General features: G+C 73.0%; 23 protein-coding genes. 14 read left to right on the top strand and 9 right to left on the bottom strand.

Features of this window, described 5'->3' with window-relative positions; genetic code table 11:
• Positions 1–5: 5 nt before the first annotated feature.
• Positions 6–377 carry an ArsR/SmtB family transcription factor gene (locus tag O3X23_RS14060; protein WP_269271671.1) on the bottom strand — a complete coding sequence of 124 codons (372 nt, stop codon included), beginning with the start codon at positions 375–377 and terminating at the stop codon, positions 6–8.
• A gap of 115 nt (positions 378–492) precedes the next feature.
• Here O3X23_RS14060 and O3X23_RS14055 point away from each other — a divergent pair, with 115 nt between their 5' ends.
• The gene (locus tag O3X23_RS14055; RefSeq protein ID WP_269271670.1) at positions 493–1,584 is read left to right on the top strand and encodes an NADH:flavin oxidoreductase/NADH oxidase; all 1,092 of its coding nucleotides are present in this window, start codon (positions 493–495) and stop codon (positions 1,582–1,584) included.
• 36 nt (positions 1,585–1,620) lie between these two features.
• Here O3X23_RS14055 and O3X23_RS14050 read toward each other — a convergent pair whose 3' ends face one another.
• Positions 1,621–2,415, bottom strand: a complete 795-nt coding sequence (locus O3X23_RS14050) for an SDR family NAD(P)-dependent oxidoreductase (RefSeq protein ID WP_269271669.1) — start codon at positions 2,413–2,415, stop codon at positions 1,621–1,623.
• A 175-nt stretch (positions 2,416–2,590) separates the two neighbouring features.
• On the opposite strand from O3X23_RS14050, the gene O3X23_RS14045 reads away from it, so the two are divergent.
• The 5 genes from O3X23_RS14045 to O3X23_RS14025 all read left to right on the top strand — a co-directional run bounded on the left by O3X23_RS14045 (position 2,591) and on the right by O3X23_RS14025 (position 7,232).
• Positions 2,591–3,679 carry a WD40/YVTN/BNR-like repeat-containing protein gene (locus tag O3X23_RS14045; protein ID WP_269271668.1) on the top strand — a complete coding sequence of 363 codons (1,089 nt, stop codon included), beginning with the start codon at positions 2,591–2,593 and terminating at the stop codon, positions 3,677–3,679.
• Positions 3,680–3,698: 19 nt separating this feature from the next.
• Positions 3,699–4,376 (top strand): uracil-DNA glycosylase, encoded by a 678-nt coding sequence (locus O3X23_RS14040; protein WP_269271667.1) that lies wholly within the window; start codon positions 3,699–3,701, stop codon positions 4,374–4,376.
• Positions 4,377–4,401: 25 nt separating this feature from the next.
• Entirely contained in the window at positions 4,402–5,244 is an 843-nt protein-coding gene (locus O3X23_RS14035) for a phospholipid scramblase-related protein (RefSeq protein WP_269271666.1), read from the top strand.
• A 4-nt stretch (positions 5,245–5,248) separates the two neighbouring features.
• A complete protein-coding gene (locus tag O3X23_RS14030) occupies positions 5,249–6,265 on the top strand; it encodes an N-acetylglucosamine kinase (protein ID WP_269271665.1) in 1,017 nt (338 codons plus the stop codon).
• Positions 6,266–6,362: 97 nt separating this feature from the next.
• Complete coding sequence (locus O3X23_RS14025; RefSeq protein WP_269271664.1) at positions 6,363–7,232, top strand: sirohydrochlorin chelatase; 870 nt, start codon at positions 6,363–6,365, stop codon at positions 7,230–7,232.
• Positions 7,233–7,296: 64 nt separating this feature from the next.
• Here the strand turns inward: O3X23_RS14025 and O3X23_RS14020 are convergent, their stop codons facing one another.
• The 3 genes from O3X23_RS14020 to O3X23_RS14010 all read right to left on the bottom strand — a co-directional run bounded on the left by O3X23_RS14020 (position 7,297) and on the right by O3X23_RS14010 (position 11,309).
• Complete coding sequence (locus O3X23_RS14020; RefSeq protein ID WP_269271663.1) at positions 7,297–8,340, bottom strand: lactonase family protein; 1,044 nt, start codon at positions 8,338–8,340, stop codon at positions 7,297–7,299.
• 74 nt (positions 8,341–8,414) lie between these two features.
• Positions 8,415–9,653, bottom strand: a complete 1,239-nt coding sequence (locus O3X23_RS14015; RefSeq protein WP_443047846.1) for a nitric oxide synthase oxygenase — start codon at positions 9,651–9,653, stop codon at positions 8,415–8,417.
• A gap of 156 nt (positions 9,654–9,809) precedes the next feature.
• Complete coding sequence (locus O3X23_RS14010; protein WP_269271662.1) at positions 9,810–11,309, bottom strand: FUSC family protein; 1,500 nt, start codon at positions 11,307–11,309, stop codon at positions 9,810–9,812.
• A gap of 200 nt (positions 11,310–11,509) precedes the next feature.
• On the opposite strand from O3X23_RS14010, the gene O3X23_RS14005 reads away from it, so the two are divergent.
• Positions 11,510–12,016: an Lrp/AsnC family transcriptional regulator gene (locus O3X23_RS14005; protein WP_269271661.1), complete on the top strand. Its 507-nt coding sequence runs from the start codon at positions 11,510–11,512 to the stop codon at positions 12,014–12,016.
• Here O3X23_RS14005 and O3X23_RS14000 read toward each other — a convergent pair.
• From O3X23_RS14000 to O3X23_RS13985, 4 genes are all read right to left on the bottom strand, one after another.
• Complete coding sequence (locus O3X23_RS14000) at positions 12,006–12,638, bottom strand: DJ-1/PfpI family protein (RefSeq protein ID WP_269271660.1); 633 nt, start codon at positions 12,636–12,638, stop codon at positions 12,006–12,008. The genes O3X23_RS14005 and O3X23_RS14000 overlap by 11 nt on opposite strands.
• Before the next feature lie 12 nt (positions 12,639–12,650).
• The gene (locus O3X23_RS13995; protein ID WP_269271659.1) at positions 12,651–13,652 is read right to left on the bottom strand and encodes a GlxA family transcriptional regulator; all 1,002 of its coding nucleotides are present in this window, start codon (positions 13,650–13,652) and stop codon (positions 12,651–12,653) included.
• 132 nt (positions 13,653–13,784) lie between these two features.
• Entirely contained in the window at positions 13,785–15,149 is a 1,365-nt protein-coding gene (locus O3X23_RS13990) for an FAD-dependent oxidoreductase (RefSeq protein ID WP_269271658.1), read from the bottom strand.
• A 160-nt stretch (positions 15,150–15,309) separates the two neighbouring features.
• Positions 15,310–15,732, bottom strand: coding sequence for a secondary thiamine-phosphate synthase enzyme YjbQ (locus tag O3X23_RS13985; RefSeq protein WP_269271657.1), 423 nt, complete (start codon positions 15,730–15,732; stop codon positions 15,310–15,312).
• Positions 15,733–15,835: 103 nt separating this feature from the next.
• Between O3X23_RS13985 and O3X23_RS44165 the strand changes: the two genes are divergently transcribed.
• From O3X23_RS44165 to O3X23_RS13955, 7 genes are all read left to right on the top strand, one after another.
• Positions 15,836–15,919, top strand: coding sequence for a putative leader peptide (locus O3X23_RS44165; protein ID WP_384631905.1), 84 nt, complete (start codon positions 15,836–15,838; stop codon positions 15,917–15,919).
• Positions 15,920–16,053: 134 nt separating this feature from the next.
• On the top strand, positions 16,054–16,914 hold the full coding sequence (locus tag O3X23_RS13980) for an ABC transporter permease (RefSeq protein ID WP_269271656.1): 861 nt from the start codon (positions 16,054–16,056) through the stop codon (positions 16,912–16,914).
• Positions 16,887–17,684: an ABC transporter ATP-binding protein gene (locus O3X23_RS13975; RefSeq protein ID WP_269271655.1), complete on the top strand. Its 798-nt coding sequence runs from the start codon at positions 16,887–16,889 to the stop codon at positions 17,682–17,684. The genes O3X23_RS13980 and O3X23_RS13975 overlap by 28 nt, the downstream gene beginning before the upstream one ends.
• Before the next feature lie 19 nt (positions 17,685–17,703).
• A complete protein-coding gene (locus tag O3X23_RS13970) occupies positions 17,704–18,747 on the top strand; it encodes an ABC transporter substrate-binding protein (RefSeq protein WP_269271654.1) in 1,044 nt (347 codons plus the stop codon).
• The gene (locus O3X23_RS13965; RefSeq protein ID WP_269271653.1) at positions 18,747–19,955 is read left to right on the top strand and encodes an LLM class flavin-dependent oxidoreductase; all 1,209 of its coding nucleotides are present in this window, start codon (positions 18,747–18,749) and stop codon (positions 19,953–19,955) included. Before O3X23_RS13970 ends, O3X23_RS13965 begins: the two co-directional genes overlap by 1 nt.
• A 166-nt stretch (positions 19,956–20,121) precedes the next feature.
• Positions 20,122–21,051 carry a glycoside hydrolase family 3 N-terminal domain-containing protein gene (locus O3X23_RS13960; protein ID WP_269271652.1) on the top strand — a complete coding sequence of 310 codons (930 nt, stop codon included), beginning with the start codon at positions 20,122–20,124 and terminating at the stop codon, positions 21,049–21,051.
• Positions 21,052–21,139: 88 nt separating this feature from the next.
• Entirely contained in the window at positions 21,140–22,255 is a 1,116-nt protein-coding gene (locus O3X23_RS13955) for an NAD(P)-binding domain-containing protein (protein WP_269271651.1), read from the top strand.
• Positions 22,256–22,326 lie beyond the last annotated feature (71 nt).

Raw genomic sequence — 22,326 nt, 5'->3', positions numbered from 1 at the left:
CCCGGTCAGCGGTGCGCCGAGGGGCCTGCGCCGAGCCGCGCGCACTGCCCTTCGAGGGCCTTCAGCACGGTGTCCAGGAGACCCGGGAACAGCGCGTCCAGATCCTCGCGGCGCAGGCCGCTCATCTTGGACGTGCCCCGGTAGCTCTGCTCGATGACGCCGGCCTCGCGCAGCACCCGGAAGTGGTGCGTGGTGGTGGACTTGCTGACCGGCAGTTCGACCTCGGAGCAGGCAAGTTCCGTCTCGGCGACGGCCAACGTGTGCACCACGTGGAGCCGCATGGGGTCGGACAGCGCGTGGAGCACACCTTCGAGGCGGATGGCCGCGCGCTCCGGGTGCTCCAGCGCGCGGGCGGCGGGGGCGGTCTGCGGTGTCATGGATCCATAGTACGAGATCTCTCGTAGTTTGACATCCAGCGTAGTACGATGCCTATCGTAGAAGGCGTCCGGTGAGCGATCCGGTGAGCCCCACGACTACGACGAGGAGAGCGCCATGAGCGCACTGTTCGAGCCCTGCACCCTGCGGTCCCTGACGATCCCGAACCGCGTCTGGATGGCACCGATGTGCCAGTACAGCGCGCCGGTCGACGGCCCGGAGCAGGGCGTGCCGCAGGACTGGCACTTTGCGCACCTCGCCGCACGGGCGGCCGGCGGCACCGGCCTGATCCTGACCGAGGCCACCGCGGTCAGCCCGGAGGGCCGCATCAGCCCGGCCGACCTCGGCCTGTGGAACGACCGGCAGCAGGAGGCCTTCGGCCGGATCACCACCTTCCTCAAGGAGCAGGGAACCGTCCCCGGCATCCAGCTCGCCCATGCCGGGCGGAAGGCGTCGACGGACCGGCCCTGGCGCGGCGGTGGCCCGGTCGGCGCGGAGGACCACGGCTGGCAGCCCGCGGGCCCGAGCCCGGCGCCGTTCGCCGACGGGTACGCCGTCCCCCGGGAGCTGACGACCGAGCAGATCCGTGAGATCACCGCCGCGTTCGCGGACTCCGCCCGGCGGGCGCTCGCGGCCGGCTTCCAGGTCGTCGAGGTGCACGGCGCCCACGGCTACCTGATCCACGAGTTCCTCTCCCCGCACAGCAACCACCGCACCGACGAGTACGGCGGCAGCTTCGAGAACCGGATCCGCCTCGCGCTGGAGGTCGTCGACGCGGTGCGCGCGGTGTGGCCCGAGGACCTGCCGGTCTTCTTCCGGGTCTCCGCGACCGACTGGCTGACGGAGAACGGCGAGGGCGAGGGGTGGACCGCCGACGAGACCGTCCGGCTGGCGAAGGAGCTGTGCGCCCACGGCGTCGACCTGCTCGACGTCTCGACCGGCGGCAACGTCCCCAAGGTCCGGATCCCGACCGGCCCCGGCTACCAGGTGTCGTTCGCCGAGCGGGTCAGGACGGAGACCGGCCTGCCGGTGGCCGCGGTCGGCATGATCACCGATGCCGCGCAGGCCGAGGAGATCGTCGCCTCCGGCCGCGCGGACGCCGTCCTGCTCGGCCGCGAGCTGCTGCGCGACCCGCACTGGGCGCTGCGCGCGGCACGCGAACTGGGCACGCGGTCCCGGGTCCCCGACCAGTACGGGTGGGCCATCTGAGAGCCACGCCAGGGCGGTTCGGGTCGCAGGCCGGGACTACGGGACGATCGAGTCCACGTAGCCGCCGTCGACCCGGACCGCGCCGCCGGTGGTGGCCGATGCCTGGGGCGAGCTGAGGTAGACGACCATGTGGGCGATCTCCTCGGGTTCGATCAGCCGCTGGATGAGCGACTGCGGCCGGTGCGCGCGCATGAACTCGCGCTGCGCCTCGTCCCACGGGAGGTCGCGGCCGACCAGCTCGTGGACGAAGTCCTCGACACCTCCGGTGTGGGTGGGGCCGGCGATCACGGAGTTGACGGTGACACCGGTGCCGGCGGCCTCCTTCGCGAAGCCCCGGGAGACCGCGAGCAGGGCCGTCTTGGACATGCCGTAGTGGATCATCTCCGCCGGGGTGACGAGCGCGGAGTCGCTGGCGATGTTCTGGATCCGCCCCCAGGAGCGTTCCACCATCCCGGGCAGATAGGCGCGGGTCATCCGGACCGCGGTCAGGACGTTGACCTCGAAGTACCGCCGCCACTCGGCGTCGGTGATCTCCAGGGCGGGCCGGGAGCCGAAGATCCCCAGGTTGTTGACGAGGATGTCCGCCCGCGGCAGGGCGTCCAGCACCTGTCCGGCGCCCTCGTCGGTGGAGATGTCGCCCGGCGCCGGCAGGAACTCGGCGCCGGGCGACCCGCCGCGCAGCCGCTCCAGCGCCGCTCCGACCGAGTCGCGGCTCCTGCCGTTGACCGCCACCCGGGCCCCGGCGCGGGCCAGCCCGGTCGCGATGGCCGCTCCGATGCCCTGCGTCGACCCCGTTACCAGGGCGGTCCTTCCGGTGAGATCAATGAGCACGATGCGGCCCGTTCGATAGATCGCTGCGGTACGTCGTCCAGTAGATCACCGAAGCCCGGGAAGGGGGCGCGGGACGCGGCGCCGACCCGCGCGGACCGCTCACGGGGGGCCCTTGTCAGTGGCGGGGTGTTGACTCTGTGATGTCGGACACATTCCATGCTGGAGGCGACGTGCCATGAACGACGTACTGCTCGCGGTGGGCACCCAGAAGGGCCTGTTCCTCGGACGGAGGAGCGACGGCGGGGAGTGGGACTTCCGCGGCCCGCACTTCCCGATGCAGGCGGTGTACTCCATCGGCATCGACACACGCCGCGACACCCCCCGGCTGCTGGTCGGGGCGGACAGCTCGCACTGGGGTCCTTCGGTGTTCCGCTCCGACGACCTGGGTGCTAACTGGCACGAACCCGCCAGGCCCGCCGTGCGGTTCCCCGAGGACACCGGCACCTCGCTGGAGCGCGTGTGGCAGCTGCATCCGGCCGGGCCCGCCGCTCCGGACGTGGTGTACGCGGGCACCCAGCCGGGCGCGCTGTTCCGCTCCGAGGACGGCGGCGAGAGCTTCACGTTCGTCCGCAGCCTGTGGGAGCACCCGCAACGGGCGGAGTGGAACGCGGGGTTCGGTGGCCAGGCGGTGCACACCGTGGTGACCGACCCCCGCAGCGCCGACGCGGTGACCGTCGCGGTGTCCACCGGCGGGGTCTACCGCTCGCTGGACGGCGGGGCCAGCTGGGCACCCTCCAACACCGGGGTGCAGTGCACCTTCCAGCCCGAGCGGTTCCCGGAGTTCGGCCAGTGCGTGCACAAGATCGCGCAGGACGCCGAGGACCCGGACCGGCTGTATCTGCAGAACCACGGCGGGGTCTACCGCAGTGACGACGCGGGGGCGAAGTGGTCGGCGATCGACGCCGGACTGCCCGCCGACTTCGGGTTCACCGTCGCCACCCATCCGCGCCGCGGCGGCGTCGCCTATGTCTTCCCGCTCACCGCGGACGCCCACCGGCTGCCGCCCGACCTGCGCTGCCGGGTCTTCAGGACCGAGGACGCCGGCGGGACGTGGGCCCCGCTGTCCGAAGGACTGCCGCAGGAGCCGCACTACGGCGCCGTCCTGCGGGACGCCCTCTGTCTGGACGACGCGGATCCTGCCGGGGTGTACTTCGGCAACCGCAACGGCGAGGTGTACGCCAGCGCCGACGAGGGCGACAGCTGGCAGCTCGCCGTCTCCCATCTGCCCGATGTCCTCTGCGTGCGTGCGTCCGTCATCGGCTGAGCCACTAGAGTGACGGATCGTGACAGCGCGACCGTTGAACGAAATCGTCGAGGCCGGCTGGGCGAAGGCCCTGGAGCCGGTCGCCGGTCAGATCGGCGCGATGGGAGACTTCCTGCGCGCCGAGATCGCCCAGGGGCGCACCTACCTTCCGTCCGGGCCCAACGTGCTGCGCGCGTTCCAGCAGCCGTTCGACGAGGTACGGGTGCTGATCGTGGGTCAGGACCCGTACCCGACGCCGGGACACGCGGTGGGTCTGAGCTTCGCCGTGGCCCCGGAGGTGCGCCCGCTGCCCGGCAGCCTGGAGAACATCTACCGGGAGCTCTGCACCGACCTCGGCGTTCCGCGGCCGTCCGACGGAGACCTGACGCCGTGGACGCGGCAGGGCGTGCTGCTGCTCAACCGGGCGCTCACGACGGCACCCCGCAAGCCCGCGGCGCACCGCGGCAAGGGCTGGGAGGTCGTCACCGAGCAGGCCATCCGGGCGCTGGTGGCTCGCCGCACCCCGCTGGTGTCGATCCTGTGGGGGCGCGACGCCCGCAATCTGCGGCCGCTCCTCGGCGACCTGCCGGCGCTCGAGGCGGCCCACCCGTCGCCCATGTCCGCGGACCGCGGTTTCTTCGGCTCCCGGCCGTTCAGCCGGGCCAACGCCCTCTTGACAGGACTCGGGGCCGATCCTGTGGACTGGCGCCTGCCGTGACGGAGCCGGACTGTACGCTGCCCGGGTGACGACGCATTCGAATACTCCTGCGGGCTGGTACGCGGACCCGCAAGGCACCCCGAACCTGCTCCGCTACTGGGACGGATCCCAGTGGACCGAGCACACGAACACCGGCCAGCCGGGCCAGGTGCCCCAGCAACAGACGAGCAACGCCTGGGAGCTGAACGTCGACGGCGGGCACGACCCGTCCAAGGTGCAGCGCCAGGTGCAGCACCAGGCGGGTGTCGCGCCGTCCGGCGGTGGCGGCGGCACCCTGTTCAGCGAGCCGATCCTGGTGGTGAACCAGAAGGCCAAGCTGATCGAGCTGAACAACGAGTACAGCGTGTTCGACCAGCAGGGCCGCTCGCTCGGCTCGGTGAGCCAGGTCGGCCAGAGCACGGCGCGCAAGGTGCTGCGCTTCGTCTCCAGCGTGGACCAGTTCCTCTCGGTCAAGCTGGAGGTGCGGGACGCCCACGGGCAGCCGCAGCTGCTGCTCACCCGCCCGGCCAAGTTCATCAAGTCCAAGGTGATCGTGCAGCGCCCGGACGGACAGACGCTCGGCGAGATCGTCCAGCAGAACGCCATCGGCAAGATCAACTTCTCGTTCGAGGTCAACGGGCAGAAGGTCGGCGCCATCAAGGCGGAGAACTGGCGCGCCTGGAACTTCGCGATCGTCGACCACACCGAGACCGAGGTCGCCCGCATCACCAAGACGTGGGAGGGCCTGGCCAAGACCATGTTCACCACGGCGGACAACTACGTCCTGCAGATCCACCGGCCGCTCTCCGAGCCGCTGCTGAGCATGGTGGTCGCCTCCGCACTGACGGTGGACACCGCGCTCAAGCAGGACTCCCGCGGGCTCGGCTAGCCGGATGGCCGGTTCCGGGGGCTGGGTCCTCGGCGTGGACTCCGGCGGCTCCGGGGTGCGGGTGTCCCTTGCCCGTGCCGACGGCACCGCCAGGTCCGCCCCGATCTCCTCGAAGCGGCCCGCCGTGATCGCCGACCGGGGTATCGACGCCGGCAGCCTGCTCGGCGAAGTGCTCCCCGCCGCCCGCGAGCTGATGCGGGCGGCGGGCGCGCAGACGCTCGCCGCCGCGGCGGTCGGCGCCGCGGGCATGGCCACCCTCGGCGACGACCTGCGCGCCGTGCTGCCCGGGGCGCTGCGCGAGGCCTTCGGAGTGCGCTCGCTCGCGCTCGCCGCGGACGGGGTGACCGCCTACGCGGGCGCCCTCGGCATGCGCCCCGGCGTCGTGGTCGCGGCGGGCACCGGCATGATCGCCCTCGGCACCGGGCTCGGCGGCTCCGGCTGGCGCCGTGCCGACGGCTGGGGCCACCTCCTCGGCGACGCCGGCGGCGGTGCCTGGATCGGCCGCGCCGGCCTGGAGGCCGCCCTGCGCGCCCATGACGGCCGGCCGGGCGGTTCCATCCCGCTGCTGGAACGTGCGGAGGCGCTCTTCGGCCCGGTCGACGACCTGCCGGGACTGCTCTACCCGCGGCCCGACCGTCCGGCCGTACTCGCCTCGTTCGCTCCGGCGGTGGCCCGCTGCGCGGCCGCCGACCCGGTGGCGGCGGACATCCTGCGGCAGGCCGCACGGCACATCCTGGAGACGGCCGCCGCCGTCCGTCCGACCGCCGCGACCCAGCAACCCGGCTCCTGCCGGACTGCGCTGACCGGCGGTCTGTTCAAGATGGGCGAGCCGCTGCTCGGCCCGCTGCGCGAGCTGGCACCCGAGGTGTTCCCCGCAGCCGAGTTCGTGCCCGCCGACGGAGATCCCCTGCTCGGAGCCCTGCGCATCGCCGGCGCGCTCGCCTCGGGCACGCTGTCGCTGCCGGAAGACCCCGCTCTGCTGCACGTCCGGATGCACGTGCATCCGCACAGCCAAATGTGACCAAACGTGAAGGAAATTCGGACGGAACGGGACAGGTCCCCCCTAGGACGTACCCACCCGAACACCCGCGCACCACGAGGCATTAGCATGCGACGCCATGAGCACTGCCACTGGCCCCGCACCCGGGCTCCCCGTTCGAATGCCGCGTCCCCGCCAGCCGGGACGCCACCGCCGACCGGAGCCCCTGGCCGCGCCCGAGGGCGCGCCGGTGCTGGTTCTCGCTGTTCCCGGCACACCGACCCCCGCCGTGCGCAGTCTGGCGGAAGAGGTCCTGAGCATCGCCCGTTCCGAGCTGTCGGGTCTGGACCCGCGCATCGGCTACCTCGAAGGGGACGACGCCGAATTCCCGACGCTGGAGGCCGTGCTGACGCAGGCCGCCTCCGAGCGGGCTGACGACTCCCCCGCCGCCGTCGTGGTCCCGCTGCTGGCCGGTCCCGACGCCTCGGTGGTCCGCCGGATCCGCCAGGCGGTGACCGACAGCCGCTGCGGCACCGAGGTGACCGACGTGCTCGGCCCGCACCCGCTGCTCGCGGAGGCGCTGCACGTACGGCTCTCCGAGGCCGGTCTGGCCCGCGCCGACCGCGCCCGGCTGTTCACCGTCGCCACGGCCGCCGACGGCATCATCCTGGCCACCGTGGGCGGCGAGGAGGCCGTCCAGGCGGCCGGAGTCACCGGCCTGCTGCTCGCGGCCCGGCTCGCGGTGCCGGTCCTGGCCGCGGCGCTGGACGTGGACGGTTCGATCGCCCGCGCCGCCGAGCAGCTGCGGTCCTCCGGTTCCACCAACCTCGCCCTCGCACCGTGCCTGATCGGTCCCGAGGTCGCCGCCCAGCTGCTGCACACCGCTGCCGAGGAGGCGGGCTGCGCCGGCGCGGACGCGCTCGGCCCCTACCCGGCGGTGGGCAAGCTCGTGGTCGCCAAGTACACGACCGCGCTCGGTATCGCCCCGCAGGGCGCCCCGGTGCACTGACGTTCCGCAAAAAGGTGCGGGCGGCGCGTTCCGCGCCGCCCGCACCGTCGTTCCCGCACGCCGGTCAGCGCAGCAGCACGCACGAGGCGGCCGGCACGTCCACCGAGCCGGCCTGCTTGGGGATGCCGGTCTCCTGGTCGATGTCGAACCAGGTCACGTCGCCGGACCGCTCGTTGGCCGCGTACAGCCGGCGGCCGGACGGGTCGGCGGTGAGGTGGCGCGGCCAGTCCCCGCCGCAGGGCACGGTGTCCAGCAGCTCCATCCGCTCCCCCGACTCGTCCAGGGAGAGCACGGCGATGCTGTTGTGGCCGCGGTTGGCCGCCCAGGCGAACCGGCCGTCGGGAGAGACGACCAGCTCCGACGGGTAGTTGGGGTTCTCCGGACCGGCCGCGCCCTCGGGCAGGACCGACACCTCGGTCACCGGGCGCAGCGATCCGGCCGCCGCGTCCCAGCGGCAGACGGTGACGACGGACCGCAGCTCGTTCATGACGTACGCGCGGTCACCGCGCGGGTGGAAGGTCAGGTGGCGCGGCCCGGCCCCGGAGCGCAGCCCGAGCTCCCGCTCGATCTCCAGCTCGCCGGTGGCGGCGTCGAGTTCGCACACCCGGACCGAGTCGGTGCCGAGGTCGACGCTGAGCAGCCAGCGGCCCGAGGGGTCGGGCAGGATCATGTGGGCGTGCGGACCGGTCTGGCGGTCCCGGTCGGGACCGTCGCCCTCGTGCTCCAGCACGCTGCGCACCGCGCCGAGCCCGCCGTCCGCCGTGAGGGCCAGCACGCTGACGCTGCCCGACGAGTAGTTGGCCGTGACCAGGTGCCCGCCGTGCAGGCACAGGTGCGTGGGCGCGCTCCCGCGTACGGGCACGGTGGCGCCCGACTGCCGGGGCGCTGCCGGATCCGCCAGGGAGAAGGCGGCGGCGCCGCCCTCCCTCGTCTCGCTCACCGCGTACAGCACCTCGCGGTCGGCGGAGAGCGCCAGGAAGGACGGGTCGTCGACCTCCGCCGCCGACCCCAGCACGGTGAGCGCACCGGTCCCGGGGTCGACGGCGGCCGTGGTGAGACCGTGTCCGCCCGCCGACGTGAACGATCCGATGTATGCGTGCGCGACCACCACTGCTCCTGTCACTCCAGCTACGTGTGCTGCGGTGACATTAGTGGTCCGTGCGGCCAGCCGCACGGGCGGGGCTACACGGGAGCCGTCCTGGGGCACGTGCCGGGGTCCGTTCGGGGTACGGCGGAGCGGTGCACGTAGGCCGGGGTGCGGTCCCCCGTTGCGTAGTACCGGTGGAACACCTCCGTGGCCGAGCCGGAGATCGGCGGCACGATCCACGACCAGTCGGCCGGCACGCTGCGCCCCTTGCTCTCCTCGCGGTCGAGGTGGGTGAGGAACCGACGGGACTCGGTGTGGTGGTCGGTGACGGTGGCGCCGGCCCGGTCGAAGGAGTGCAGGACGGCCCGGTTGAGCTCGACCAGGGCGCGGTCCTTCCACAGCGACCGGTCGCTGCTGGTGTCCAGGCCCAACCGCCGGGCGAACCGCGGCAGCAGGTCGTAGCGGTCGGTGTCGGCGAGGTTGCGGGCCCCGATCTCGGTGCCCATGTACCAGCCGTTGAAGGGTGCGGCCGGGTAGCGGATCCCGCCGATCTCCAGGCTCATGTCGGAGATCGCCGGGACGGCGTGCCAGCGCAGTCCCCATTCGGCGAGCCACTCCAGTTCCGGGTGGACGATCGGGATCTCGAAGAGCGCGTCGGCCGGGAGGGTGAACCAGCGCGGCACCTCGCCGCGGCCCTGCACGATCAGCGGGAGGACGTCGAACGCGGTGCCGGGTCCGCGCGGCCAGCCCAGCCGCTCGGCCGCGTCGGTGATGCCGGTGTTGCGCGGATCCCCCGTCACCACGCCGTCCCCGTCCCGGTACCCGGCGTACCTGATCAGCTGCTCGTTGTGGATCCGGGGACCGGGCAGGCCCGGTGCGTCGGGGGCGAAGACGGTGATGACCGGACGGATCCGCCCGCCGTTGGACGCCGCGCGCAGATGGGCGGCCGATTCCTCGGCGACCCCGGCGGCGTCGGAGATCCGGCGCCGGTCGCGGATCCGCAGGGAGTTCCAGTACAGCCGGCCTATGCAGCGGTTGTTGTTGCGCCAGGCGACGCGGGCGCCGAAGACCAGTTCCTGTCTCGTGTGCCGGTAGGTGCCGGTGGCGTCGATCTCGGCCCGCACCCGCGTCAGGCGGGCGGCGAGGCCGTCGGCGTCGGCCTCCTCGCGGTGCAGTTGCCGCAGGAACTCCCTGGCCAGCGGCCAGACCTCGCCCTGCGCGTCCAGCCGCTCCGGTCCCGCCGGGCGGGCCACCGGGCGTCCGACCGGCGCCTCCGGACCCGCTGTCCGTTCCTGCCGCACCCTGACGTCGGTCCTTCGAAGAAAGTTCAGCACGCCGCCCGCTCCCCAAGGTGTCCGGATCCCGGGCCGCATCCCGCTGCAGCCCGCGGAATTCCGATGCGCAGGGTCCTACCCGAGGAGTGGCCCGTTTCATCCTGTTCGTGGTCGATGCACCCGCCTCACACCCGGTCCGCGTGTCGACGTCGCAGCTCAGGCGGCCAAAGGGGCGCGTTGAGTCGCACGCAGGGGTGCGACCAGTTCGATGAGCGCCCCCTCCAGTGCGTGCAGGTGCGCCAGCGCGTGCTCCGCGTGCGGGTGCTCGCCGGCCTCGGCGGCCACCGTGAGCCGCGCCGGGACGTGCGGAGCGCCGGGCGCCACGAGCCGGTGGACGGCCTCCTCGACGCGGCGGCAGGCCGCGAGCAGCCGCTCGTCGTGGCCGGCGTCCGGGTCGGCCACCACGGCGGCGAGGCCGCGTACCCGGTCCGCGCACTCGTCCAGCAGCGCGAGCACCTGCCGGGCCCGCGCCCTGCGGGCCCGCAGCGGGCTGAACGGGTGGACGAGCGGCGCGACGGTGGTCCTGACCCTGCCCAGGACGAGGTCGAGTTCCGCGGCCCGCTGAGCGAGGTCCTCGCCGGGGCCGCCGGCCAGGTGGTGCGCGGCCTGGGTGGCGAAGTCGCGCACGCCGTGCAGCGCGTGCCGGATCCACGCGTCGGTGGCGGAGTGCGTGCTGATCGGCAGGACCACGGCCACGGCCAGTGCCGCGCCGAGCGCCCCGACGGCGGTCTCCTCCAGCCGCAGCCACAGCAGGCCGGGGTGGAGGATGCCCAGCAGACCGTAGAGCGAGCCCGCCATGACGGTGACGAAGAACATCATCCAGCTGTACGACACGGGAGCGGTGTAGAAGATCCCGAAGACGCAGATCGCGAGCAGCAGCGCGGTCGGCGCACCCGCGCCGTGCAGCGGAAGAGCCAGCGCCAGCCCGGCCGCGATGCCCGTCACCGTGCCCAGCACCCGGCGGAACCCGCGGACCAGCGTCTCTCCCCGGTGGGCCGTGTTGACGAAGATCCACCACGCGGTGCCGACCGCCCAGTACCAGCGGTCCTCGGAGAGCGCCTGGCCGAGAGCGAGGGCGCAGCCGGACGCGGCGGCGGCCTGGAAGGCCTGGCGGGTGGTGATCCTGCGCAGCCCGCGCGCCTGCGGCAGCGCGACGACGGCCGGCGGTGCGGCCCGGCGCTCGTAGCACCAGACGCCGAAGCGGACGAGCGCGGCGGATCCGAGCCCCAGGCCGACGGCCGCGCAGAGCTCGGGGAGCTCGGCCGGGGCGGCGTGCAGGAACTGGGAGACGAAGAACATCATGAACGCGAACACGCCGAGCGCGTGTCCGCGCGGTCCCCAGCGGCGCGCGTAGACGCCCGCGAAGACGACCGCCACGAAGACCGCGTCACGGGCGTACGGGACGCTGTGCAGCCAGGCGGCGGCGACGAGGACCGGGATCCCGACGGCGGGCATCAGCGCGGTGGTGACCGCCTGCTGATCCACCCGGGCGTCCGTGACGACGAAGAGCGCGAGCAGCGCGGCGAGCCCGCCGGCCGCCACGGCCGGCATCGGCAGCCCGGCGAGCAGGGCGGCGGCGACGGCCGTCGCGATGCCCAGGACCGCGCGGGACGCGGTGCGCAGCCGCGCGTGCCCCGGGTCCGGAGCGATGAACATCCTCTTCACTTCGGTGGTCCCCGCCCCTTGCTCAGCGTCGTTCGATCGACGGACATGCCAAAGGCGTTGCGGAGGACCGCAACGCCATCGTCACGCCAAGCAAAACATCATCAGGGCAATGGCTCAAATGAGGCTCTTGACTATGAGCCATTGGTACAGTAAATAGCCTTACTCGGCTACCAGGAGGAGACCAGTGGTCCATGGCTGTCGACGCGCTGGACGCCCGCATCCTGCGGCTGATGCTGGAACAGCCGCGCACCAGCGTGCGTGAGTACGCCCGTGTCCTGGGCGTGGCCCGCGGCACGCTCCAGGCCCGGATCGACCGGCTGGAGCGCGACGGGGTGATCACCGGCTTCGGCCCGCGGCTGTCGCCCGCCGCGCTCGGCCACCCGGTGCTCGCGTTCGTGCACATCGAGGTGACCCAGGGGCACCTGGACGCTGTCGGTGACGCGCTGGCCGCCGTGCCCGAGATCATCGAGGCCGTCTCGGTCACCGGCGGCGGCGATCTGCTGACCCGCGTCGTCGCCCGCGACAACGCGCATCTGGAGGACGTCGTCCAGCGGCTGATCAGCACCCCGGGCGTGGTCCGCACCCGGACCGAGGTGGCGCTGCGCGAGCGTGTGCCGCACCGGGTGCTGCCGCTGGTCGAGGCCGTCGGAAGGAGCGCCGAGGGTTCCGGGCGCGGCGGGGGTCCCGCTACCGGTTGAGGCCCGCCTTGAGGAGGTCCTTGGCGGCCTGCGGCGCCTTGCCGAGCGAGCCGGCGTCGAAGGGCGGCTGCGGGTCGTACTCGATCATCAGCTGGATCGCCTCGGCGGTGGTGCGGCCGGCGATCCGTCCGGCGAGCGCGAGTGCCATGTCGATCCCCGAGGAGACCCCGGCGGAGGTCACGATCCGCCGCTCGTCGTGGAACACCACCCGCTCTTCGGTGTAGACGGCGCCGAGCCCGTTCAGCTCCTCCGCCGCGCTCCAGTGGCACGCGGCGGTGAGGCCGTCCAGCAGGCCCGCCGCGGCGAGCGCCAGGGATCCGGTGCAGACCGAGGTGGTCCAGGTGGTCGTGGCGTGCGTCCGCCGGACCCATTCGATCAGGCCCGCGTCCGCCAGGAAGTCCCGGACTCCCCTGCCGCCCGGCACCACCAGCACGTCACAGGCGGTGATCTCCTCGAACGACGCGTCGGCGGTCAGGGCGAGGGTCTTGGCGCTGTCCCTGACCGGCCCCACCGCCTCGGCGGCGAACACCGTCTCGGCTCCGGGCAGCATCCTGAGCACCTCGTACGGGCCCACGGCGTCCAGTGCGGTGAATCCATCGAACAGCGGAATGACGATGCGCATGGCGACTCCTGATCAGTTGATTCGCGGTTGGTTGGTTCGCGGTTGGTGCTCAGTGGTGCCGAAGTGACGGCGGTACTCCCCCGGGGTGACCCGGACGGTCCGCTTGAAGGTGCGGTGCATGGTCTCCGCGGTGCCGAATCCGCAGCGCTGGGCGACAGCCCCCACGGTGGTGTCGGTGGTCTCCAGCAGCCGCCGGGCCGCCTCGACACGGGCGGCCTCGACGTAGGCGGCCGGTGTCCGGCCGGTCCCGGCCCGGAAGGTCCGGGTGAAGTTGCGCTCGCTCATCCCGGCGCGCGCGGCCAGTACCGGTACCGCCAGGTCCGCCCCGAGGTGGTCGGCGATCCACTCCTGCACCTCGCGCAGTGGCGCCCGCGAGGGGCGCTGCGCGGCGAGCTGGGTGCTGAACTGCGCCTGGCCGCCGGGCCGCTGGACGAACATGACGAGCTGCCGGGCGATGTCCCGGGCGAGGTCGGCGCCGTGGTCCTCCTCGACCATCGCCAGCGCCAGGTCGATGCCCGCGGTGACGCCTGCCGAGGTCCAGACGTCGCCGTCCCGCAGGAAGATGGGGTCGGGGTCGACCGTCACCCGCGGGTACCGCTCGGCCAGTTCGGCGCAGCTGTTCCAGTGCGTGACGGCGCGCCGTCCGTCCAGCAGTCCGGCCGCGGCCAGCAGGAAGGCGCCGCTGCAGACGGAGGCGACGCGGTCCGCACGCCCGGCGGCCTCGGCGAAGCGCCCGACGAACTCCGCGTCCTGGACCGCCCGCCGGATGCCGGGGCCGCCGACGGCGACCAGCGTGCCGATCGGGCCCTCGCACGCGTCGAGCGTCAGCGTCGGGACGACGGCGAGTCCGCCGCAGGACCCGACCGGTCCCGGAGCGGGCGCCACGGTGTCGATCCGGTAGCGGGGTCCGGCCGGGGAATACCGTGCGACCTGCGAGAACACCTCGTGCGGCCCGGTCAGATCGAGGATCTGGAAGTCCGGGACGACGACGAAGACGATGCGATGGCGGGTCACCCGGTCATCGTCGTCCGCGGGGCGGATGGCGGCAAGGACAGGGTTATGACGATTCCCGCCATCCCGGCCCGCCGTCGCCCGCACGGGAACGGCCCGGGCAGGAGCCCGGGCCGTTCGTCGTGCCGGTGGGGACTACGCGCCGCTGGCGTCCAGCATGTCCTCGCGCTCGACGATCTTCACGCGCTCACGCCCCTGCGGTTCGCCCAGCGCCTTCTCGGCGGCGTCCAGCCGGTGCCAGCCCTCCCAGGTGGTGAAGCGGACGTTCCGCTCGCCGAGGAACGCCTCCACGTCCTCCGGGGCGGGCGCAGCGGGGGTGTGGAGACGGCCGTTCGCGTGGTCGTCCAGCAGGCTGGCGACCGTTTCGTTGGCGTCGCCCTTGGTGTGGCCGATCAGCCCCACGGGGCCGCGCCGGATCCACCCGGTGACGTAGGTCGACCGCAGGTGCTCGCCGGTCTCCTCGATCACCCGTCCGCCCTCGTCCGGGACCGTGCCCGACCGGACGTCCCAGGGCAGCTTGGGCAGCTCGTCGGAGAGGTACCCCACCGCGCGGTAGACCGCGCTGACGTCCCAGTCCTTGAAGGTGCCGGTGCCCTTGACGTTGCCGGTGCCGTCGAGGGCGGTGCGCTCGGTGCGCAACCCGACCACCTGGCCGTCCTCGCCGAGGATCTCGGCGGGCGACTCGAAGAAGTGCAGGAACAGCTTGTGCGGGCGGTCACCGACGTCGCGGATGGCCCAGTTCTCCAGCGTCTTGGCCACCATGTCGGCCTGCTTGTTGCCGCGCCGGGTCGCGATCGAGCCGTCGTCGTAGTCGATGTCCTCGGGGTCGACGATGACCTCGATGTTCGGGGAGTGGTCCAGCTCCCGCAGCTCCATCGGACTGAACTTCGCCTGCGCGGGACCGCGGCGGCCGAAGACATGGACCTCCAGCGCCTTGTTGGCCCGCAGTCCCTCGTGCACGTTCGGCGGGATCTCGGTCGGCAGCAGCTCGTCCGCGGTCTTGGCGAGGACGCGCGCCACGTCGAGGGCGACGTTGCCGACACCGAGGACGGCCACCTTCTCCGCGTCGAGCGGCCACGTCCGCGGCACGTCCGGGTGCCCGTCGTACCAGGAGACGAAGTCCGCCGCGCCGTACGATCCGGCGAGGTCGCTGCCGGGGATGTCGAGCGCCCGGTCGGCGGTCGCCCCCGTGGAGAAGATCACCGCGTCGTAGAACGTGCGCAGATCGTCGAGGCTGATGTCGTTGGGGTAGTCCACGTTGCCGAAGAGCCGCACCTGCGGCTTGTCGAGGACCTGGTGCAGGGCCGTGACGATGCCCTTGATCCGCGGGTGGTCGGGGGCGACGCCGTAACGGATCAGGCCGAACGGCGCCGGCATCCGCTCGAACAGGTCGATGGAGACACCGGGCGTGACGGCAACCGGGGATTTCAGCAGCGCGTCGGCGGCATAGATCCCGGCGGGGCCGGCTCCGACTATTGCTACCCGCACAGGGCGAAGCATGATCAATTTCCCTTCGAGCGCTGACACGCGGACTCGCCGGGAAGCCTAAACTAAGGCAAACCTAACCCAGTAGCCGGGTTAGACCTATGACCCCATAAGCCCGCCTTATGGGTCCCCCAAGCCAGGCAGCCCCTCCGTCGAACCCGCGCGGACGCCCCGATCACCCCAGGAACGACAGCCGCACCTGGCGCCGGGGGTTGTCCACGTTCGTGTCCACCAGGACCACGGACTGCCAGGTGCCCAGTTCCAGGCGGCCGGCGATGACCGGGAGGGTGGCGTGTGGAGGGACCAGGGCGGGGAGGACGTGGTCGCGGCCGTGGCCGGGGGTGCCGTGGCGGTGGCGCCAGCGGTCGTCGGCGGGCAGCAGGTCGTGCAGCGCGGCCAGGAGGTCGTCGTCGCTGCCGGCGCCGGTCTCCATGACGGCGATGCCCGCGGTGGCGTGCGGGACGAAGACGTTGAGCAGCCCGTCGCGGCCGTGGGCGGCCTCGTCGAGGAAGGCGGCGCACGCCGCGGTGAGGTCGTGGACCGTCTCGCGGGAGCCGGTCGGGATGTCGAGGGTGCGGGTGGTGAACACGTCGGCCATGGCTCCATGGTCGCGCAACGTCACCGGATCCGCGTTTGAGATGCCCGTCCGGGTGGCGAGACGACATTGACCGGGCTCGGGACGGCTCGCTAGGTTCTCCCGCATGTTGCGTCCCGTTCTGCTCACCACGCGCGGTCACATCGACCTGCTGCGGGTGGCCTCCGCCGCGTGTCCTCGCGGCTGCTGACGCCTTCTCACTCGTTCGTCCTTCTCTTCGCCTCGCTCTTCAGCGCGCTCCCGGGCTGATCCCTCAGGGATCCGTTCCGTCGGGAGCCTGCGCGCCGAGGCGTGCCTCCGTCTGCCTTCCGCCGTGGAGCCGCCATGCCCAGCACCGCATCACCACCGGACATATCCGTAATCTCCGACCAGGGCACCGTCCTCGAGTTGGAGCCGATCGTCTCGGCAGCCTCCCGGCGCCGCCATGTGCCCCGCTGGCTGCGCCGCACCGCGGGGCCGCTGCTCCTTCTGGCCCTGTGGCAGGTGCTGAGCGCCACCGGGGTCCTGGAGCCCGACATCCTCGCCTCCCCCGGCACCATCGCACGGGCCGGGAAGGAGCTGATCGCGGACGGGACGCTGCCGTCGGCGATGCTGGTCTCGCTCCAACGCGTCGCGCTGGGACTGCTGTTCGGCGTGGTGGTGGGCACCGCGCTCGCCCTGGTCTCCGGGCTCTCCCGGCTCGGCGAGGACCTCGTCGACGCGAGCGTGCAGATGCTGCGCACCGTGCCCTGGGTCGGCCTGATCCCGCTGTTCATCATCTGGCTCGGCATCGGCGAGGCGCCCAAGATCGCGCTGATCTCGCTGGGTGTCGCCTTCCACCTCTATCTGAACGTCTACGCGGGCATCCGCGGTGTCGACGAGCAGCTCATCGAGGCCGGCACCTCGCTCGGGCTGTCCCGCTGGGGCCTCGTGCGGCATGTCGTCCTGCCCGGCGCGCTGCCGGGCGCGATGACCGGGCTGCGCTACTCGCTGGCGACCGCCTGGCTCGCGCTGGTGTTCAGCGAGCAGATCAACGCGGACGACGGCATCGGCTTCGTCATGAACCAGGCCCGCGAGTTCTTCAGGACCGACGTGATCGTGGTCTGCCTCGTCGTCTACGCCTTCCTCGGCCTGACCGCCGACATCGTCGTCCGCACTCTCGAAAGGCTGCTGCTGCAATGGCGACCGACCTTCACCGGCAAGTGACCCGCCCCAAGGACCTCAGGACGGAGCGTCCGGAGGACCGCAGGACGGACCGTCCGGCGACCGCGGTCCACGTCGAGGGGCTGACCCGCGCCTTCGACGGGCGCGCCGTGATCGACCGGCTCGATCTCGACATCAGGCCCGGCGAGTTCACCGCGCTGCTCGGGCGCAGCGGCTGCGGCAAGAGCACGCTGCTGCGGGTGCTGGCCGGCCTCGACCGCGAGGTCGAGGGTTCGGTGCTGGTGCCGCGGCGGCGCGCGGTCGCCTTCCAGTCGCCGCGCCTGATGCCGTGGAAGCGGGTGTGGCGCAACGTCCTGCTCGGGCTGCCCGGCCACCCCGGCCGTGCGGTCGCGGAGCAGGCGCTGGAGGAGGTCGGGCTCGGCCACCGGTCCGGTGCCTGGCCCAAGACGCTCTCCGGCGGTGAGGCCCAGCGCGCCTCACTGGCCCGCGCGCTGGTGCGGGAGCCGGATCTGCTGCTGCTCGACGAGCCGTTCGGCGCGCTGGACGCGCTGACTCGCATCACCGCCCAGCGGCTGGTCGGCGAATTGTGGCAGCGGCGCGGGTGCGCGGTGCTGCTCGTCACCCATGACGTGGACGAGGCGCTGCTGCTCGCCGACCGCGCGCTGGTGATGGAGAACGGCGTGATCGCCCACGACAACCCCGTCGCGCTGCCGCGCCCCCGCGATCCGGGCGACCCCCGGTTCGCCGAACTGCGCTCGCGCCTGCTCGACCAGCTCGGGGTGGACATTCACCCGTCCGCACAAGCGGCCTGACGACCCCTCCAGAACGGAAATGACGACCATGAGACGCTTCGCCCCCGCTCTGCTGCTCCCGCTCGCCCTCCTGCTGACCGCCTGCGGCGGGTCGTCCGCCGCCGACGACGCCTCGGGCTCGTCGGACAAGGGCGGCCTCAGTGGCGTCACGCTCAACGTCGGTGACCAGAAAGGCGGTTCCGAGGCGATCCTGCGGGCCGCCGGGCAACTGGACGGTGTCCCGTACAGAATCAAGTGGTCGACCTTCACCTCGGGGCCACCGTTGCTGGAAGCGGTCAACGCGAAGGCAGTGGACATCGGCGGGGTCGGCAACACGCCGCCGGTCTTCGCGGCCGGCGCCCACTCGAAGATCACGGTGGTGGGTGCTTCGCACGGCTCGTCCGCCGGTGAGGTGATCGCGGTGCCCAAGGACTCGGACCTGAAGTCGGTGGCCGAGCTCAAGGGCAGGTCGGTGGCGGTCGCGCAGGGCAGTTCCGCGCACTTCCAGCTGGTGGCCTCGCCCGCGAAGGCGGGCCTGAAACTCAGCGACGTCAAGGTCAGCTACCTGCAGCCGGCCGACGCGCTGGCGGCGTTCAGCCGGGGCCGGGTCGACGCCTGGGCCATCTGGGACCCGTACACCTCCCAGGTCCTGCGCAAAGCGGGCGCCCGGGTGCTGACCACCGGCGAGGGCGTCGTCAACGGGCTTGGCTTCCAGGTCGCCGCCCCCGGGGCCCTGAAGGACAGGAACAAGGTCCAGGCGATCGGCGACTACCTCACGCGGCTGCGCCGGGCGCAGGACTGGGCGCACGGCCACCCCGAGGAGTGGGCGAAGGTCTGGTCGAAGGAGACCGGACTGCCCTACGAGGTCGCGCTGGACGCGGTGAAGCGCAGCAGCGGCACCCGGGTGGCGGTCGCCGTGGACGACGCCGCGATCGCCTCCGAGCAGAAGATCGCCGACACCTTCGCCGATCTGAAACTCATCCCGAACCACTTCGCGTTCAAGGACTTCGTCGACAAGCGCTTCAACGCCAACCTGCCTGCCTCCAACGCCCCGGCGCACTCCTATGGAAAGGCCTCCTCCTGATGTCCGTGCACCTGCACTGGTTCCTGCCCACGGGCGGGGACGGCCGGACCCTGGTCGACCGCCACGCCTACACCGACGGCGGCATCAAGCGCTCGCGGATCACTCCGATCAGCGGCGTCCGAGCGCCCGACATCGACTATCTGGCGCAGATCGCCCGCGCGGCCGACCAGCTGGGCTTCGAGGCCGTACTGACGCCGACCGGCACCTGGTGCGAGGACGCCTGGCTGACGACGGTCGCGCTGTCCCAGCACACCGACCGGCTGAAGTTCCTGGTGGCGTTCCGGCCCGGCGTCATCTCGCCGGTACTGGCGGCGCAGATGGCGGCCACCTACCAGCGCATCACCCGCGGCCGGCTGATGCTCAACGTCGTGACCGGCGGTGACTCCACCGAGCAGAAGCGCTTCGGCGACCACCTGGACCACGACAACCGCTACGCCAGGACCGACGAGTTCCTGACGGTGGTGCGCGGGGCCTGGGAGGGCAAGCCCTTCGACTTCCAGGGCGAGCACTACCAGGTGGAGGGCGGCCTGGTGGCACTGCCGCCCGAGCCGCGCCCGCCGATCTTCTTCGGCGGCTCGTCGCCGGCCGCGGGACCGGTCGCGGCGCGCAACGCGGACGTCTATCTGACGTGGGGGGAGCCGCCGGAGCAGGTCAAGCAGAAGATCGACTGGATTCGCGGGCTCGCCGAGGCGGAGGGCCGCACCGTCCGGTTCGGCATCCGGATGCACGTCATCTCGCGCGACTCCTCGAAGGACGCGTGGGCGACCGCGAACCGGCTGCTGGACGACCTCGACGACGACACCGTCGCCGCCGCCCAGCAGGCCCTCGGCAAGAGCGAGTCGGTGGGCCAGCAGCGGATGCTGGCCCTGCACGGCGGCTCCCGCGACAAGCTGGAGATCTCCCCCAACCTGTGGGCGGGGGTGGGTCTGGTGCGCGGTGGCGCGGGCACGGCGCTGGTGGGCAGCCACTCCGAGGTCGCGGACCGGATCGAGGAGTACCACGCCCTGGGCGTCGAGCACTTCGTGCTCTCCGGCTATCCGCACCTGGAGGAGGCGTACTGGTTCGGCGAGGGCGTGACGCCCGAGTTGGCGGCACGCGGTCTGCTCGACACCGTCCCCGGCTCCCCGCTGGCGGGCGTTCCGGCCGCCAACGGCCGTCCGGCGTCCGCGCCGGGCGGCGCGCCGCTGCTGCTCGCCGGGGGGCGTTGAGCGGCGGCGTAGTTCGCGGCTGCCCATCGACCGGAAGGCTGCCCGTCCACCGGAAGACCGGGAGACCGTTCCCGGTGGGCGGGCAGCTCCTCGATTGGTCTGTACCATTAGGCCGCTCTCGGGATACCCTCCCACTGCCGCCGCGCGCCAAAGGGGGACAGCCGACGTGAACACCCTGCACCGCATCGCCGCACTGGTCGACGCCTGCCTGCTCCCCTCCGTCCGCACCGAGCGGCCACCGGAGTGGATACGCCTCGGGCTCGACCGGGGAATGCCGGGAGTGGTCGTCTGCGCGAGAACACCCGACGCCTCCCGCCGGATCACGGCCGCGCTGCACGAGCGGCTTCCGGACGGCCTCACCGGCCGCCCCGGCGGGGATCCGGGTTCGCGCGGCCGGTACGGAAACGATTACGGGAGCGGTGGCAGCGGCAGCTCCGCGGCCGCCGAACTGGTGGCGCTGGGAACCAACCTGCACCTCGGCGTCCGGCCAGGGCTGCGCGCCGACGAGACCCGGACCTTCGTCACCGACCTGCAGTCGCACGGGGTCGCCGCGGCCCTCGGCCCCTTCACCGGCGGGGGCCCGCTGCGGCCGTTCGCCGAGGGGGCCGCCGCCGGCGTCCGGGCGATCACCGCCGGACGGACGCCGGCGCCGGGCGGCGAAGGCCTGCCGGCCACCCTCAGCGGCCGGGCCGTGACGGGGGTGCTGCGCGGAGACCTCGGCTACGGCGGGGTGGTGGTCAGCGACGCCCTCGACGCGCCGTCGATCGTCAACGGCTGGGGCGTGCCGGGCGCGGCCGTGCTGGCCTGGATCGCCGGAGTCGACCTGGTCCGGCTCGGCCCGGCGTGCGGTGCGGGGGTCCACGAGGCGATCCACACCGCGGCGGCTCGCGCGGTGGCCGACGGGGACCTCTCGCCCGGCCGGCTGGAGGAGGCCGCCGAGCGGGTGGCCCGCCTGCGGCGCTGGGCCTCGGAGCCGCGGATGCCGGCGCCGGCGGACCCGCCGGCCCCCGCCTCCGTGCCACCCGCTGGCGCGGTCTCCGCCCCACCACCCGCCGCGGCTCCCGTCCCGGCGCGCGCGGCGGTCACCCGGCGCTGATGCCCCAGGCCCCAGTCTCCAGCCTCCAGCCTCCAGCCTCCAGGGGAAGCTTTCCGCGCCGCCCGCGGTTGGTAGAACCGTGAACGACTTGAGCGGAGCGCACGAGGGCCACGAGGTCGATGTAGCCGTCATCGGAGCCGGGCAGGCGGGCCTGTCGGGCGCGTACTTCCTCAGCCGCGCCGGGCTCCGCCCGGACGAGGGCTTCGCCGTCCTGGACCACTCCCCCGGCCCCGGCGGCGCGTGGCAGTTCCGCTGGCCCTCGCTCACCTACGCCAAGGCCCACGGCGTCCATGACCTGCCCGGCCTCCCGCTGGAGGGCGCCGACCCGGCCCGCCCCTCCGCCGAGGTGGTCTCCGAGTACTTCGACCGGTACGAGCGCGCCTTCGACCTGCGCGTGCACCGCCCGGTGAACGTGTCGGCGGTCCGTGAGGCGGGCGGCGGGCGGCTGCTCGTCGAGACGGACGCCGGAGCCCGGTCCGCCCGCGCGCTGATCAACGCCTCCGGCACCTGGGACCGCCCCTTCGTCCCGCACTACCCCGGCCAGGAGACCTTCCGCGGCCGCCAGCTGCACACCGCCGGCTACCGGGGCGCCGCGGAGTTCGCCGGCCGCCGGGTGATCGTCGTCGGTGGCGGGACCTCGGCCGTACAGCTGCTGATGGAGCTCGCGGAGGTCGCCGACACCACGTGGGTCACCCGCCGTCCGCCGCTCTTCCGCGACCAGCCGTTCGACGAGGACTGGGGCCGGGCCGCGATCGCGCTGGTCGAGGAGCGGGTCAGGGCCGGGCTGCCGCCGCAGAGCGTGGTCAGCGTCACCGGGCTCGCGGCCACCGAGGCGGTGCGCGCCGCGCGGGCGCGCGGCATCCTCGACCCGCTGCCGGCGTTCGACCGCGTCACCGAGCACGGCGTCGCCTGGAGCGACGGCCGCGAGCTCCGGGCCGACGTCATCCTGTGGGCCACCGGCTTCCGCGCCGCCCTCGACCACCTCGCGCCGCTGCGGCTGCGCGAGCCCGGCGGCGGCATCCGCCTGGAGGGCACCACCCGCGTCGCGAAGGACCCCCGCGTCCACCTCATCGGTTACGGACCCTCCGCCAGCACCATCGGCGCCAACCGGGCGGGGCGCACCGCGGTCCGCGAGATCCGCGAACTCCTCGCGCGCGGACCTGAGGAGACCACGCCCGTACGGTCCGCCGCGCTCACTCGCTGAACGCCCGGCCGCGGGGAGCGCTAACCTTCCGCGCATGGTCAACTCGCGCTCACGGCGGGAGCTCCCCGCCC

The sequence above is a fragment of the Streptomyces sp. H39-S7 genome (assembly GCF_027158205.1).
Taxonomy (GTDB): domain Bacteria; phylum Actinomycetota; class Actinomycetes; order Streptomycetales; family Streptomycetaceae; genus Actinacidiphila.
This window is presented reverse-complemented; position numbering and strand designations above follow the sequence as displayed.

What these genes read in the sequence shown, in the direction of transcription:
- O3X23_RS13985 (WP_269271657.1), bottom strand. Translation starts at nt 15,732, where the DNA reads ATGGCCGACGTGTTCACCACCCGCACCCTCGACATCCCGACCGGCTCC.
- O3X23_RS14060 (WP_269271671.1), bottom strand. Translation starts at nt 377, where the DNA reads ATGACACCGCAGACCGCCCCCGCCGCCCGCGCGCTGGAGCACCCGGAG.
- O3X23_RS14045 (WP_269271668.1), top strand. Translation starts at nt 2,591, where the DNA reads ATGAACGACGTACTGCTCGCGGTGGGCACCCAGAAGGGCCTGTTCCTC.
- O3X23_RS14005 (WP_269271661.1), top strand. Translation starts at nt 11,510, where the DNA reads ATGGCTGTCGACGCGCTGGACGCCCGCATCCTGCGGCTGATGCTGGAA.
- O3X23_RS14000 (WP_269271660.1), bottom strand. Translation starts at nt 12,638, where the DNA reads ATGCGCATCGTCATTCCGCTGTTCGATGGATTCACCGCACTGGACGCC.
- O3X23_RS14055 (WP_269271670.1), top strand. Translation starts at nt 493, where the DNA reads ATGAGCGCACTGTTCGAGCCCTGCACCCTGCGGTCCCTGACGATCCCG.
- O3X23_RS13975 (WP_269271655.1), top strand. Translation starts at nt 16,887, where the DNA reads ATGGCGACCGACCTTCACCGGCAAGTGACCCGCCCCAAGGACCTCAGG.
- O3X23_RS13980 (WP_269271656.1), top strand. Translation starts at nt 16,054, where the DNA reads ATGCCCAGCACCGCATCACCACCGGACATATCCGTAATCTCCGACCAG.
- O3X23_RS14025 (WP_269271664.1), top strand. Translation starts at nt 6,363, where the DNA reads ATGAGCACTGCCACTGGCCCCGCACCCGGGCTCCCCGTTCGAATGCCG.
- O3X23_RS44165 (WP_384631905.1), top strand. Translation starts at nt 15,836, where the DNA reads ATGTTGCGTCCCGTTCTGCTCACCACGCGCGGTCACATCGACCTGCTG.
- O3X23_RS13990 (WP_269271658.1), bottom strand. Translation starts at nt 15,149, where the DNA reads ATGCTTCGCCCTGTGCGGGTAGCAATAGTCGGAGCCGGCCCCGCCGGG.
- O3X23_RS14010 (WP_269271662.1), bottom strand. Translation starts at nt 11,309, where the DNA reads ATGTTCATCGCTCCGGACCCGGGGCACGCGCGGCTGCGCACCGCGTCC.
- O3X23_RS13965 (WP_269271653.1), top strand. Translation starts at nt 18,747, where the DNA reads ATGTCCGTGCACCTGCACTGGTTCCTGCCCACGGGCGGGGACGGCCGG.
- O3X23_RS13970 (WP_269271654.1), top strand. Translation starts at nt 17,704, where the DNA reads ATGACGACCATGAGACGCTTCGCCCCCGCTCTGCTGCTCCCGCTCGCC.
- O3X23_RS14030 (WP_269271665.1), top strand. Translation starts at nt 5,249, where the DNA reads ATGGCCGGTTCCGGGGGCTGGGTCCTCGGCGTGGACTCCGGCGGCTCC.